Annotated in this window: 10 protein-coding genes; 5 read left to right on the forward strand and 5 right to left on the reverse strand. The window is 62.0% G+C overall.

The window, feature by feature from the left end:
* Window positions 1-153 precede the first annotated feature (153 nt).
* Window positions 154-1296, forward strand: a complete 1143-nt coding sequence (locus VGD45_RS27045) for a fatty acid desaturase (protein ID WP_331158506.1) — start codon at window positions 154-156, stop codon at window positions 1294-1296.
* A 100-nt stretch (window positions 1297-1396) separates the two neighbouring features.
* Window positions 1397-1597 (forward strand): type II toxin-antitoxin system VapB family antitoxin, encoded by a 201-nt coding sequence (locus VGD45_RS27050; RefSeq protein ID WP_331158507.1) that lies wholly within the window; start codon window positions 1397-1399, stop codon window positions 1595-1597.
* 386 nt (window positions 1598-1983) lie between these two features.
* On the opposite strand, the gene VGD45_RS27055 is transcribed toward VGD45_RS27050, so the two are convergent.
* Window positions 1984-3963, reverse strand: coding sequence for a TonB-dependent receptor (locus VGD45_RS27055; RefSeq protein WP_331158508.1), 1980 nt, complete (start codon window positions 3961-3963; stop codon window positions 1984-1986).
* Window positions 3964-4175: 212 nt separating this feature from the next.
* On the opposite strand from VGD45_RS27055, the gene VGD45_RS27060 reads away from it, so the two are divergent.
* Window positions 4176-5444, forward strand: a complete 1269-nt coding sequence (locus VGD45_RS27060; RefSeq protein ID WP_331158509.1) for a hypothetical protein — start codon at window positions 4176-4178, stop codon at window positions 5442-5444.
* A gap of 12 nt (window positions 5445-5456) precedes the next feature.
* Here VGD45_RS27060 and VGD45_RS27065 read toward each other — a convergent pair whose 3' ends face one another.
* The 3 genes from VGD45_RS27065 to VGD45_RS27075 form a co-directional block, all read right to left on the reverse strand.
* Entirely contained in the window at window positions 5457-5894 is a 438-nt protein-coding gene (locus tag VGD45_RS27065) for a hypothetical protein (RefSeq protein ID WP_331158510.1), read from the reverse strand.
* Window positions 5895-5998: 104 nt separating this feature from the next.
* Entirely contained in the window at window positions 5999-7252 is a 1254-nt protein-coding gene (locus tag VGD45_RS27070; protein ID WP_331158511.1) for an amidohydrolase family protein, read from the reverse strand.
* A complete protein-coding gene (locus tag VGD45_RS27075; RefSeq protein ID WP_331158512.1) occupies window positions 7252-8748 on the reverse strand; it encodes an amidohydrolase in 1497 nt (498 codons plus the stop codon). The genes VGD45_RS27070 and VGD45_RS27075 overlap by 1 nt, the downstream gene beginning before the upstream one ends.
* A 323-nt stretch (window positions 8749-9071) precedes the next feature.
* Between VGD45_RS27075 and VGD45_RS27080 the strand changes: the two genes are divergently transcribed.
* Window positions 9072-11105: a tetratricopeptide repeat-containing sulfotransferase family protein gene (locus VGD45_RS27080; protein WP_331158513.1), complete on the forward strand. Its 2034-nt coding sequence runs from the start codon at window positions 9072-9074 to the stop codon at window positions 11103-11105.
* 109 nt (window positions 11106-11214) lie between these two features.
* Window positions 11215-13602 carry a TonB-dependent receptor gene (locus VGD45_RS27085; RefSeq protein WP_331158514.1) on the forward strand — a complete coding sequence of 796 codons (2388 nt, stop codon included), beginning with the start codon at window positions 11215-11217 and terminating at the stop codon, window positions 13600-13602.
* Between the two features lie 49 nt (window positions 13603-13651).
* On the opposite strand, the gene VGD45_RS27090 is transcribed toward VGD45_RS27085, so the two are convergent.
* Window positions 13652-14944, reverse strand: coding sequence for a serine hydrolase domain-containing protein (locus VGD45_RS27090; protein ID WP_331158515.1), 1293 nt, complete (start codon window positions 14942-14944; stop codon window positions 13652-13654).
* Window positions 14945-15092 lie beyond the last annotated feature (148 nt).

Raw genomic sequence — 15092 nt, forward strand, 5'->3', positions numbered from 1 at the left:
TCACGCAATTTAGCGGTGGTCTCCTAGGGCATTCCCTGAACTTGGCCCGTACTCAGAACGGAGTACGGGCCGGGTCGCTCTGAGACATTATTGCGCGGAAATCCTCGCGCACCCCTGCTAGGATCCACGGCTCAAGCTTCCTATGGAGTACCGATGACCGCAGACGCCTCGACCGCCCGCGCGCCGCTCAACTGGCCCGCGATCATCATGTTCCTGATCTCCACCATCCCGGTGGTGACGGTGTTCCCGTGGTACGCGGCCAAATTCGGCTTCGACGGCTTCGAGTGGATCAGCTTCTTCGTGCTGTGGGCGCTGAACGGCATGGCCATCACCGCCGGCTATCACCGCCTCTGGGCGCACCGCAGTTACGAGGCTTCCAAGCCATTGCAGATTTTTTACATGCTGTTCGGCGCGATGGCGCTTCAGAACAGCATCCTGGTGTGGGCGTCGTCCCACCGCACGCATCATCGCCACGTCGACGATGTCGACCACGATCCGTACTCGGCCAAGCGCGGCCTGTGGTTCTCGCACCTCGGCTGGATGCTCCGCAATTACGAAAGCGGCAAGCAGGACTTCCGTAACGCCAAGGATCTGGAAGTCAATCCGATCGTCGCCTTCCAGCACAAGTATTACGTGCCGATCGCCGTGGGCATGAACTTCGGCATTCCGCTGCTGCTGGGCTGGATGCACGGTGACATCTGGGGCAGCCTGCTGCTCGGCGGCTTCCTGCGCCTGGTGGTGAGCCACCACTGCACGTTCTTCATCAACTCGCTGGCCCATTTCTGGGGCAGCCGCCCGTACACCACCGAGAACACCGCCCGCGACAACGGCATTCTGGCGCTGTTCACCTGGGGCGAGGGCTATCACAACTATCACCACCTGTTTCAGTGGGACTATCGCAACGGCATCCGCTGGTACCAGTGGGATCCGACCAAGTGGCTGATCTCGGCCTGCAAATTCCTGGGCCTCGCCCGCTCGCTGAAGCGCGTGCCCGAGTTCCAGATCCGCCAGGCGTTGGTGCAGCGTCAGCTCGAGAAGGCCCAGGAGAGCCTCGGGCAACTGCAAGACCACGGCCGCCTCGCCGCGCTCCGCCAGTCCCTCGAGACGGAGATGCAGCACTTCAAGGAGACGCTGGGTCACTGGGCCACGTTGCAGCAGCAACGCGTCGAAGCGGCCAAGAAAGCCGTCATCGACCACATCGAACACAACGAATTCCTCGCCCGCGTCCGCGAGCTCGAAGAGTCGCTGCGCCAGCAGTACCTCCGCGTTCGGTTGATCGCCGTGCAGGCGACCTGACCGGTCTCCGCGTTAGCTTCGAGAAAGGGCGCCTTCGGGCGCCCTTTTTGTTTTGCATGCCGGATAGTATGCATGTGTAGAGGATTGCGTGAGGTGACACATGGCTACCAATCTTTCCATCGATCCTGAACTGATGGAGCTGGCACTGAAAGTCGGCGGGGAAAAGACCAAGGCGGCGACCGTCACTAAGGCGCTTCAGGAATTTATTGCCCATCGTCGGCAGAATGCGATGCTCGACTTAGCCGGCAGGCTCGAATGGGACAGCCAATACGACTACAAGCGTGACAAATCGCGGCGTTGAACCTTTCCGTCAGGCCCGAAGGCGCGAGAACAAATCATGCATCAAACTCGACCTCGGCATTTGATCATCGCCGCAGGCGGCGCCAGCCGATGACGCTGCTGGTGAGGGAGAGGAGGAGGCCGGCCAGGCTGAGGAGCCACATCAGGAGGTTCCAGGGGGGCGGTGGGAGAGGAGCCAGGGGAGGTCGAGGCTGTGGAGGGCGTTGAAGAGCCAGCGGTCAATGCGATTGGTGTGGCGCAGCCAGTTGAGGACCTGGCCAGTTTGGGGGTTCACGTGCGCTGAGTTTCGATGAGACGAGCATGGCTCAGCAGGCGAGGAGCAGTTCTGGTCTTCTGCTCGAAAGAGGCCCTTCGATACGCTCCCCAAAACGCGTGACTTTTTCCGGGCTAAAACTCATACGTGTAGGTCAGACCGTACGTTCTCGGCACCCCAAGCCGCCGCGCCAGGAATGCACCGCTGCCGTCATCGAGTCGAGCTTCAACCAGACGAGTCGCGTATTCCTCATCGAAGACGTTCTGCACGTTGACGCCGACCTGATGACGGCGCGTGCCGCCGACGAAATAACGTGCGGCGAGATTGAGCGTCACATAGTTGCCGTAGTTGCGGCGGCCTAAAGTTCGCAGTGGCTGATACACGTCGCCCACCCAATTGACCGTCGCGCTCGCATCCAACGGCAGCCGCGCCGGAGTGAATTGCAGGGCGCCTTTGGCGTAACTCTCCGGAACGCGTGAGATTTGCTGATCGGAGCCTTCGGGATGCGATTCACTGAAGGTGTAGCTGAAGCTGGTTTTGAAGCTTGCACTCAGGGGCACAGCGACCGAAGCCTCCACGCCGCGCACCTCGGTGACGCCCGGAAGGTTTTCATAGCGGCCGTTGGGAAACGCCTCGGTCGGATCGCCGATATCGATCAGACTATCCACATCGCGTGCAAACCCGGTGAGCTGCCAAGCTAGCGGACCTTCGGGAAGCGCGATGTTCCCGCCAATAGAAAGATTCAGATTCTTGCTTTCCTCCGGTTCCAGATCCGGATTGCCGGCGTAATCGTCTTCACCGATGTAATAAAGCTGCTCGGCGCTCGGCAGCAGAAACGCCGTCGCCACGACGCCTTCGACGTACAGCGCGCCGCTGAATTTATAGCGCCCGCTGACGTTCCACACCGTCGCGTTCTTACCGCCACTGCCGCGGTTATAGCGAGCGCCAGCGGCGATACTCAGGTTGTCGAACGCATTCTCGGCCGTGCGCATCTCGCCGAACACCGCATGCACCGTCTCGGTTTCTCCAGCGATGGGAAAGACATCGTCGCGCGCCTTGTAGTTCTGATAGTCGTAGCCGACGTGATAATCGAGCAGCCCGCCGGGCCGCACTTTCACGAGCGCGCTGCCGCCGTAGTCGTGAAAGCCCCAGTAAGTTCCCGGCGCATAGACCACGACTTCCTCGCCAGTCAGCGAGTCGTTCTTGATGTTGGCGTAGGTCGTGTCCCAATCGTGCAGATAAGCCTTCACGACCAACTGCACGTGCTCGCTCGCGTCATAGGCCAGCTTGGCGCTGACGATGTCTTCATCGCGATCGTTGTAGCTGCGCTTGGTGCCGACCGGCTGGTTGTTGTCGAGCCGGGCGTCGGTGTGGTGATAGAGCAGGTCGAGGCGCAGCGAGTCGGTGAAGTCCAGGCCGTATTTCACACCGACGTTTGTGACATCGTAGCCGCGCTCCCGATCGGTGGCGCTGGGCTCGAAACGATCGTATTGCCGATAACCGTCGCCCTCATTCTTCGAGCTGTACAAGACGAACTTGTGTCGCCCGAGGGCGCCGCGGCCATAACCGCCGATCTGGTACCCGTCGTTGCTGTCGTAATTCACCGCGAGGCTGCCGCCAGGCTCGTTGGAGAAACCGCGAGTGACGATGTTGATCGCCCCCGCCACACCCTGGGTGCCGTAGAACAGACTCTCGCCACCCTTCAGCACTTCCACACGGTCGATCATGTTGGCGGGCAGCGTGTCGGGGCTGGTCTCGTTGAAGATGCGGTTGCTGATGCGCACGCCGTCGATCAGCCACAGCACGTCGCCGGGTCGCGAGCCCTGCAGCGACACGTCCACATAGTCGAACGGTCCGCTGCCCGGCGAGACGAACAGGCCCGGCACTTCGAACTGCAGGGCGGTGCTGGCGTCGACGTAGCCCGCCGCCCGGATGCGATCCGCGCTGATGTATTCCACGTCGTGGCCGTAACGGGCCAACTCCACCGGCAGCGTGTCTTCGATGCTGCGAGCCGTGACGAGAATCTCCTCCAATGGATCCGTGCCTTCGGCAAGAACGACGGAGGTGGCCAGGCTCAGCAGCGAGGCAGCAGCGAATCGACGATGAGAGAGCAAGGCTTCGGTCCCCGGATGAACGAACGGAACAGCCGAGCCGCGTTTCGGTGACCGGCGAGTTACCGCGCGACGCTTCGGGCTGGGGCAAACTAGGCGGGGGCCACACTAGTGGGCGAAGCGCGCGAGTCTCCAGTAATTTACTGTTTCCAATGACGTTACTTAACGTTAAAAACTCTATGATGACGGCCTTATCAGGGGACGGCGCGGCGTTCATGACAGCAGACGAGCTGCAGCGACAGGCGAAGCTGTTCCGCGCCAGCGGCTTGCTGGGCAAGCCAGGCGCCCTGTCGCGTCTGTTCGATTTCCTGCTGGCGCGCTCGCTGGCGGGCGAGGTGCCCAAGGAGATCGAAATCGCCCTGCAGGTGTTCGGCAAGGGCGCCAATTTCGACGTCGCGCAGGACTCGGTGGTCCGCGTTTATGTCCACAAGCTGCGGCGACGGCTGGAGGACTTCGCGGCGCGCTCGCTAACGCCCTACGACAGCCGCATCGCCATTCCCAAGGGTGAGTACCGTCTGGTGCTCGAGCCGCCTGCCCAGCTTGCTCCTGCGCCGCCGGTCGTCGAGGTAGCGCCTTCCGCTCCGACTCCAACATCCGAGACGCCGCCACCATGGCGGCAGTGGCTAAAGCCCGCGCTCGTGGTGTTTGCCGCCTTCGTCGCCGGCGTTGTGCTCACATACTCATTCACTTTCGATTCCCAAGATCGCAACCTGAACGCAGTCCGCCACAGCGCGGTCTGGAGTCCGCTGCTGGACGATGACCTACCGATCACGGTGGTAGTCGGCGACTACTTCCTCCTGGGCGAAGTGGACGAGGCGAGCAACGTGCAGCGCCTGGTGCGCGAGTTCTACATCAACTCCAACCAGGATTTCCTGGATCACTTGCAGATCAATCCGGATCGGATGCGGCGCTATCGCAATCTCGAACTCACCTACCTGCCGGCCGCGAGCGCCTTCGCCTTGCAGGATCTCGTGCCCGTGCTGAACGCGGGCAAACAAGTGCGGGTGACACTCTTGTCGGCGCTCGATCCGAGCGTGCTGAAGTCCACTCACGTGGTGTATGTCGGCTACATCAGTGGCATGGGCATGCTCGGCGATCGCGTGTTCGCGCAGTCTCGGCTGGCGCTGGGTGGATCGTTCGACGAGCTGCACGATTTGCAGACCGGCACCACTTACGTGAGCACTGCCATGCCCATGGGCAGCGAGGGCGGGGCGTTTCGCGATTTTGGGTACTTCTCGACGTTCGCGGGGCCGAATGGCAATCGCGTGGTCGTCATCTCCGGGACGCGGGACAACGGCGTCATGCACGTCGCAGAGGCGCTATCGCATCGAGCGGGCGTCGAAGAGGTCGGCAGCAAAGCAGCGGGCGCCGAATCGTTCGAAACGCTTTACGAGATCGACGGCATGGCGCGCGCCGGTTTGAACGCGCGCCTGCTGTTCGTGTCCGCGATGAAGAACGATGCGATCTGGAGCGGTGCGCCGTAAGAGGCTCGCTTGCTAGCGCCTGCGGGCGCGCATCTGCTCGCCCGCGTCCTTCGCAGCTGCCTTCGCCGCAGCCAGTTCCTTTGAATCGAGCACGTTGTTCCGGTCCGCATCTGCGCGATCGAAGATCAACGTCGGGCCATTCAGGAATTCTTCCTTGGTCACCTTGCCGTCGCCGTCGGCGTCGAACTGGCCGACCATGAAGTCGCCGCCGCCGTTCTGCTGGCGGCGCGCGGCCAGGCGTTTGGGCACATCGTTGCTGTCGATGACGCCGTCCGAGTTGCGATCGAACTTGGCGAATTGGTCGGCGCGAGCCGCCGCGAACTCTTCCCGGGTGACCGAGCCGTCGTTATTGGCATCGGCGCGTTCGAAGATTCCTTCGCCGCGCATCTGCGCCATGGCGGGCGCGGCGAGCAGTATCAAAGCAGCAGTCGTAAGAAACATGCGGGACATGGTGCGTTCCTTGGTGGTTCAGGGATCCCGCTGGAGTCGATCCAGCGTTCACCCTGATAACGCGTCCCGCCCCGCAGGGTTGACACATTCCGCGCGGTTGACGGCTAGTTCGCCGTCGACTGTTTCAGGCGTTGGAAATAGCGATCCCGCAGCTCCAACTGGCGCGAGCGCATCTCCACGGCCTCGCCTGCGATCCAGACGTGATCGGCGAGGCTGGTGACATCGAGCGGATCTCCGCTCCACAACACCAGGTCGGCCGTCTGTCCGGGGGCAATGCGACCGCGAGTAGCACCGAGTCCAAAGATATCCGCGGCGTCAGCCGTCAACGCGGTAATCGCAGCTTCCTTCGGCATGCCGTGAGCAACGGCATTGCCGGCGGTTTGCCGCACCTTGCGAGCGTTGTGACTATCCTCGAATTGCGTGAATGTGATCTTCACGCCCGCCTTGTGCAGCAGAGCCGCGTTGTCGAGGCGCGCGCCGATCTGATCGAACGTGTTCGGCAGATTGGTGAGAGGATCGAGGATGACCGGCACCTTCGCTTCGGCCAGCTCGTCCGCGACCACCCACGCTTCGGCGCCGCCGGCGATCACAGGCTTGATGCCATAACGCTTGGCGAACGCGATGGTCTTCACGATGTCACCGGCACGGTCCACGTTGAAGATCACGCGTCCGCCCGAGAGATAGCGACCGAACACTTCGCGACCCAACGGATGCATCAACGCTTTCTCGTCAGTGACGCGATTGCGCGTTTCGTGCACCGCCTGTTCGAGCAGCATCCACTGCGCCGCGCGACTGCCGCCCGAATGCGAGTTCATCTGTCCGCCGAGATTGATGAACAGCGAGCGACTGCCATCGATCACGGCGTCCCGACGACCGTCGAGCGTCACGGCCGCGCCTTGTCCAGCGAGGAAGTTGCCAGACTCCGCGGTGCCCGGCGTCAACACGGTCCAGGTCATGCCTTCGATGCGCGTGACCGGCACGATCACCGAGCGGCTGTTGTAGGCCGTGGAAACATCGAACTCCGGACGCCACTGCATTTCATAAGCCGGCGCGCCGAGCCCGAGCGAAGCATCGTTGGTGGTCTCTTCCTGACTGACTTCCTGCACGCCGATGGTGCTCAAGCCGGCGAACATGCCCGCAGTCAGTGCGCGGCCTTTGGCGTCGATGATCACGGCGCCGTCGCCAGCGGCAAGCCCGCTGCCCACCGATTGAATCTTGCCGTCGCGAATCCGCACGTCGGTGTCGGTGAGCGTGCCTTTGGAGGTGGCCGTATGCACGGTCGCGCCGCGAATCAAAAAATCCTGCGCGATGGCGTTGCTGGCGCAGACCACCAGCAAAGAGGCGATCAAAGTTCTCATTATTGGGCGCTCCCTTTAGCAGTCTCGTATTGGCCCAGCAAGAAATCGGAGGAGGGTTTCGCCGGCGGATTGGCGCGGTCGTAGACCAGCGCGCCGTCGATGAACACCTGCTCGGCGAGCGCATACACGCTGAACGGATCGCTGTTCCAGATCACCACGTCGCCCATCTTGCCGGCTTCGAGCGTGCCGGTGACTTTGTCGATGCCCAAGGCCTTCGCCGGATTTAGCGTGAGCCACTTCATCGCGTGCTCGCGGGAAATATCCAGACCCATGCGCACGCCGCGAGTCATCGCTTTGGCGGCTTCCTGATTCAGTCGTTGTATACCTTCGGCCGAATCCGAGTGCACGACCGCGCAGCCGTTCTTGGGCATGTCGGTCAACGCCAGGTTCTCCATCACACCATCGAAGGCTTCCATCTTGAAACCCCACCAGTCGGCCCACTCGGCGCCGCAGATGTTGTTCTGCGCCAGCAGGTCGGCAATCTTGTAGGCCTCCACGGCGTGATGGAAGGCGGCGATCTTGAAGCCGAATTCCTTGGCCAGATCGACCATGATGGCCATCTCGTCGGCGCGATAGCAGTGGATGTGCACCAGGATCTCGCCGTCCATGGCGCCCACCAGAGTCTCGGACTTCAGATCGCGCTTGGGCGGTGAGGGCGGCTTGGCTTCCTCGTCCTTTTTCTTGCCGGGCTGCTGTTGTTTCTTTTCGTACTCGGCCAGCTCGCGCCGATATTTGTTCCACTCCTCGCGATAGGCCTGCGCATCGGCGAACGCCTGGCGATAACCGGCGACGTTACCCATGCGCGTCATCGGCGCCTGGCCTTTGTGGCCGTAAACGTTCTTGGGATTCTCGCCGCACGCCATTTTCAAGCCCTGCGGCGCGCCGGGGAATTTCATGGCCTGATAGGTCGTGGCGTGCACGTTCTTCAACGTGACGCCGCGGCCGCCGATGAGATTGCCGGAGCCGGGCAGGATTTGCAGGGAGGTGACGCCGCCTTCGAGCGCGGTCTGGAAACCGGGATCCTGCGGCCACACTGCATGCTCGGCCCATGCCTGCGCGGTCACCGGATCGACCATCTCGTTGCCGTCGCTGTGCGCATCCACGCCCGGGCTCGGATACACACCGAGATGCGAGTGCACGTCGATCAGGCCCGGCGTGACCCAGCGGCCGTTCGCGTCGATGACTATTGCGCCGGCGGGAGCGCTGAGCTGATTGCCCACACCGGCGATCTTGCCGTCGACAATAAGTACATCACCGCCGTCGATGCGTGCGCCGGTACCGGTGAGAATGGTCGCGCCCCGGATCAATGTCGCTTGCGATGCAGGCGCTTTGTAAGTCGATGTATACGGCGCGGGCGTCGCCGCTGCGGTGGCGGTAGTTGCTTGCTGTGTAGGCGCCTGCGACTGCGGAGCGGTTGCGCAGGCAGTCAACAAAACACCCAGCAAGGGAGTGATGACATGGCGACGCGAAGCGCCGCGCACATGCTTGTGCTGCATTTCCTGTGGTGTCCCCTGGACGAACAAACGAAGCGCGGGAATCTATCAAATCGGACCGTAATACGCTCTGCTCAATGAGTCGTTTGGGATTCAGATTTGGATGGCATCCAACTTGCTTTCCGGACTGTATGCAAAGGAGCCAGCCGGAAGACCCACCCCCTGCCCCCTCCCGTGCACGGGAGGGGGAAGGAATTTTTTTCTTCCGTCAGAGAGCGGCAGAGGCGGGTGTTGAAAAAAAGAGCATTTGCCGGGTTGGGTGTGGGCGGCGTTATCATGCACGCCATCGAAATGGGGATCGCGCGTTGTCACTGGCCAGCTGACGAATGAGCGCAACACCGGAACCGGTCGGGACTCTGGAAGTCGCCCTGGCGCATGCCAGGCGGCTGCTGCAGGAGGATCCGTCCGCCGCGGCCGAGCAGGCGACGGAAATTCTCAAAGCCGTGCCCGGGCATCCCATGGCCCAGTTGCTACTCGGCGTGGCGCGCCGTAGCTCAGGGGCCTTTGCTGGCGCCATAGAAGTTCTCACCGCACTCACTCAGCAGCAGCCTCGATGGGCTGCGGCTCACTTCGAGCTTGGGCTCGCGTTCGGCGCGAATCGGCAAGGCGACCAGGCAGTGATGGCTTTACGCCGCGCCGTGGAGCTCAAGCCCGATCTGCCCGATGCCTGGCGCACTCTGGCCGATCATCTCACTGCCGCCGGCGACGCCGAAGGCGCCGATCGCGCATATGCGCAGCACATTCGTTATTCGACGCGCGATCCGCAACTGCTCGAAGCAGGCGTTGCCCTTGCGGAGAATCGCATCTCAGCCGCTGAAGCGTTGCTGCGCGAACATCTGAAACGACACCCCACCGATGTCTCGGCCATTCGCATGTTCGCCGAAGTGGCGGCGCGTCTCGGTCGCTACGCCGAAGCGGAAGTGTTGCTGGAGCGCGGCCTCGAACTGGCGCCCAGCTTTCTGGGCGCGCGACACAACTACGCCTATGTGCTGCACCGGCAGAACAAACTCGCGAAGTCGCTCGAGCAGTTGGAACGGTTGCTAGCGGGCGATCCGCGCAATCCTAGTTATCGCAACCTGCTGGCGGCGGTGCTGGCGCGCGCCGGCGAGTATGAGCGCGCTCTGCAAATCTATGCCGAGGTGGTGAAGGAATATCCGAGCAACGCCAAAGTGTGGATGAGCTACGGCCACGCGTTGAAGACGGCCGGCCAGCAAGGCGAGTGCGTCGCGACCTATCGCCGTGCGATCGAACTGATGCCGCAGCTGGGCGAGGCGTACTGGAGTCTCGCGAACCTGAAAACATTCCGCTTCGGCGAGCAGGATGTCGTGGCCATGCAGGAGCAACTGCGACGCGCCGATCTGAGCATGGAAGATCGTTTCCATTTTCATTTCTCGCTCGGCAAAGCTTTCGAGGATGCGCGCGACTATGCGAAGTCGTTCGAGCACTACGATCAGGGCAATCGTCTGCGTCGCGAGATGGTTCAGTACGACGCCGACGAGAATTCGCAGCAGATGCGTCGTTCGAAGCAACTGCTGACGCGTGAGTTCTTCGCCGAGCGCCAGGACTGGGGATCGCCCGCGCCCGATCCGATTTTCATCGTCGGCCTGCCGCGCGCCGGCTCGACACTGTTGGAACAAATTCTCTCCAGCCATCCGTTGGTCGAGGGCACCATGGAGCTGCCCGACATCATCGACATGGCGCGATCGTTAGGTGGCGGTCGCGCGCGGGGTGGAGACTCGAAATATCCAGAGATTCTGGCGCAGCTGTCCGCAGTCGAGTTGCGTGCTCTCGGCGATCAATACATCGCCAACACGCGCATCCAGCGCAAGACCGACGCGCCATTCTTCATCGACAAGATGCCGAACAACTTCGCGCACATCGGTCTGATCCAGCTGATTCTGCCGCGCGCCAAGATCATCGACGCCCGGCGGCATCCGCTGGGCTGCTGCTTCTCCGGCTTCAAACAACATTTCGCGCGCGGCCAGCACTTCACTTATGGGCTCGACGACATCGGTCGCTACTACCGAGACTACGTCGAGTTGATGGCGCATTTCGACGCGGTGCTGCCTGGTCGCGTGCATCGTGTGATTTACGAGTCAATGGTCGCCGACACCGAAATGGAGGTGCGTCGGCTGCTCGACTACTGCGGATTGCCGTTCGATGAGCGCTGTCTGCGCTTCTACGAGAACGAGCGCGCCGTGCGCACCGCAAGCTCCGAGCAGGTTCGGCAGCCCATCTATCGCGATGGCGTCGATCATTGGCAGCACTTCGAACCCTGGCTCGAGCCGTTGAAGCGGGCGCTGGGGCCGGTGCTCGAGGCCTATCCGAACGTTCCGGAGATTCTGGTTACACGGCAATAGCGATCAAGCGAAGCGCCGCGGGCTCGCGCGGCTACAACATGGGGAGAGAGAGATGGTCAAGCGTCGCTTTCATGCTCACAAGAATCGACTCTGGCACAGTCGAAGATCGATGTCGGTTCCGCTCGCGGCCGCGTTATCGGTGACGATGGCGCAGGCGGTGGCTCAAGATAACGAGCAAGGGGTGCTGGAGCAGGTGATCGTTACGGCACAGAAGCGGCAGGAGAACCTGCAGGAAGTGCCGCTGAGCATCACCGCGCTGGGCACGGCAAAGCTCGAAGAGCTGCACGTCTCGGACTTCGACGATTACGCCAAGTTTCTGCCGAGTCTTTCCTACACGTCGTTCGGGCCGGGCTTCTCCCGTGTATTTTTCCGCGGCGTCAGCAGCGGCGATAACGGCAATCACTCGGGCTCGCTGCCCACCGTGGGCATCTATCTCGACGAGCAGCCGATCACAACGATTCAAGGCGCGCTCGACGTGCATATCTATGACATCGCGCGAGTGGAAGCGCTCGCCGGGCCGCAGGGCACGCTGTATGGCGCGAGCTCACAGGCGGGCACGATTCGCATCATCACCAACAAGCCCGATCCGTCTAAGTTCTCGGCGGGCTACGACATCGAAGGCAACGTGCTCGATGGCGAGGCGGGCTACATCGCCGAGGGCTTCGCGAACCTGCCGTTGAACGAAAAGGCCGCGATCCGGCTGGTGGGCTGGGGCAAGCGTGACGCGGGCTACATCAGCAATGTGGCGCGGGATCGTCTGTACCCGACGGCCGAGATCACGATCAACAACGCCGACCGCGCCGAAGAAGACTACAACGGCGTCGACACCTACGGCGCTCGCGCCGCCTTGCGTGTCGATTTGAACGAGAGCTGGACCGTCACGCCGACGATCATGCATCAGCAACAGAAGTCGAACGGCGCGTTCGCTTACGATCCGAGCCTCGGGGATCTCAAGGTGGCGCGCTATCGACCGGAGAACGCCGACGACCGCTGGACGCAGGCGGCGCTCACCGTCGAGGGCAAGATCGCCAGCCTGGACGTGGTGTATGCGGGCTCCTATCTGAAACGCGACGTGGACACCGAGCAGGACTACTCCGACTACTCGCTGTTCTACGACATCGCTTACGGATACACGGTGTACGACGATGACGGCGTCACCATCGATCCAACCCAATACATCCAGGGCAAGGATCGTTACAAGCGTCACAGCCATGAGTTCCGTGTGTCGACGCCCAGTGACAAGCGCGTGCGCTTCGTCGGCGGCCTGTTCTTCCAGCGTCAGCAACATCGGATCGAGCAGAACTACAAGATCGACGATCTCACCGCCGTGTACGAGGTGGCGGGCTGGGAAGACTCGATCTGGCTGACCGAGCAGGAACGCGTGGACCGCGACTACGCCGTGTTCGGCGAGCTCAGTTTCGATATCACCGAGAGTTTGACGGTGACCGGCGGCGCGCGCTGGTTCAAGGCCGAGAATTCGCTGGAGGGCTTCTTCGGTTACGGCGAGGGTTACAGCAGCAGCGGTAACAGCGGCGAAGCGTTGTGCAGCCGATTCTACGGCGACGAAATCGGCGATCGCTCCAGCTTCGTGCCTTATACCTCGATCGGCACCGCGCCTTGCAAAAACCTCGATCGCACCGTCGACGAAGACGGCGTCACGCCCAAGATCAATGTGACTTACAAGTTCGACGACGATCGCATGGTGTACGCCACGTACTCGGAGGGCTTCCGGCCGGGCGGCGTGAACCGTCGCGGCACGTTCCCACCCTATGACGCCGATTATCTGAATAATTACGAGATCGGCTGGAAGACCACCTGGCTCGACAACCGCCTGCGTTTCAACGGCGCGGTGTTCCTGCTCGACTGGGACGACTTTCAGTTTTCGTTCACCGGCGAGAACGGCCTCACGAATATCACCAACGCCGGCGGCGCCCGCATCACCGGCATAGAAACGGATGTCGAATGGGCCGCGACCGATCGCCTGCTGATCTCGGGTGGGTTGTCATTGCTCAACGCTGAATTGCGCGGTGACTTCTGCGAGCTCGTGTCGGAAGGCGCGCCATTGCCCTTCGACGAATGCTTCGGGCCGGACCCGCATGGCGGCGAGGGCGCAACGATTCTGCGCGGAGCGCGCGATGGCACGGAACTGCCGGTCGTACCGGATTACAAGGCCAATCTCACCGGCCGCTATCGCTTCGAGATCGGCTCGCTCGACGCCTTTGCGCAGGCGGCGTTCGTTTATCAGTCCGAGACACGCTCGGCGCTGGTGGAGTTCGACGAGAGCATCCTTGGGAAGAACCGCGCTTATGGAGTCGCCGACTTCGCGGTCGGTGTCACCAACGGCTCGTTCACGACCGAGCTGTTCGTCAACAACGCCTTCGACAAGCGCGCGGATATCGCGAGATTTTCGCAATGTCGCGAAGAGATGTGCACCAAGCCCTACATCGTGACCAATCAGCCAAGAATCATTGGCGTCAAGTTCGGGCAGAAGTTTTAGAGCGGAAGACCCACGGGCGGGAGCATTGCGCTCCCGCCCGTCAATTCATTTACTTCGCGGGTTCGACCAGCGCCTGGAACGTGAGCTGGCGCGACAGGTCTTCGATGTTGGGCACGCCGGCGGGTCCGCCGCGCCGCTGGATGATGCCGAGGAACACCACGTCGTTGGTGGGATCGATCCAGAACCAGGTGCCGGCGATGCCGTCCCACAGATACGTGCCCTTGCCGGTGGGGCTGCCGATTTCGAGCGGCTCTTCGTAAATCGCCACGTCGAAACCGAAGCCGAAGCCCGGCTGCATGCGGTAATTGCCGATGCCGAACTTGCCGTTCTGATTCTTCACGGCGTCCGGCACGTGATTGGCCGTCATCAGCGCCACCGTGCTCGGCGCAAGCAGGCGCTTGCCGTCGAGCTGGCCTTCGTTCGCCAGCATTTGCGCGAAGCGCAGATAGTCGGCGGCCGTCGAATAGAGGCCACCACCGCCCGACGGCATGCCGGGAGGCTCGTTCACACCCTTGTCGTGCGGCATCGGGCTGAGTCCGTCGGCGCCCCAGGAATAAATGGTCGCGAGCCGGGACATTTTTTCTTTCGGCACGTAGAACGCGGTGTCCTTCATGCCCAGCGGCTCGAAAATGCGTTCACGCAGGAAGTCGGGGAACGGCTTGCCGGACAATTTCTCGACCAGATAGCCCTGGATGTCCACGCCCACGCTGTACACCCAGCCTTCGCCGGGCTGATACAGCAGCGGCAGCTTGGCCATGCGATCGATGAATTCCTGCAGCGACGGCGCATTCAGCGGGCTGGACTGCTGATACAACTTGTCCACCGGCGTGCTGCCGAACACGCCATACGTGAAACCGGCGGTATGCGACATCAGCTCGCCCATCGTCGGCGCATGCGAGGGCGCGACGAACGTCGGCTGACCGTCGGCGCCGTTGCCGCCGTACACCTTCAGGTCCTTGAACTCCGGAATGTGGCGCGAGATCGGATCGGAAGGTTTCCACTTGCCTTCCTCGTACAACATCATCAAAGCCACGCCGGTGATGGGCTTGGTCATCGAGTAGATGCGCACGATGCTGTCCATCTGCATGGGTTTGCCGCCAGCGATGTCGGCTCGACCATACGTCATCTGCTGAACCACCTGGCCGCGACGCGCGACGACGGTGGCGATGCCCGAGAGTTGTTTGTTGTCGACGATGGCTTTCATGCCGGCGTCGAGGCGCTTCAGGCGTTCCGAGGAAAAGCCGACGCTTTCAGGTTTCGCCTCCGGCAGCGACAGGTTGCGCGCCTCGGCGGCAACTGTGAACAACAACGCCAGCGCGACCAGAACGGGTTGTATCCGCACAGTGAAATCCCCCCAGACTTTCTATGAATGGAAGCGAGGGAAAATACCGCCGCCGGGAGCCTCTCGGGGCGCCATGACAGAACTTTGCCTTAGACCACTCCCGCCCGAATCTCAAGCCTTGTCCTGCCGGGGTCGCTTCTTCATAGTG

The organism is Steroidobacter sp., from assembly GCF_036402275.1.
Classification (GTDB): domain Bacteria; phylum Pseudomonadota; class Gammaproteobacteria; order Steroidobacterales; family Steroidobacteraceae; genus Steroidobacter.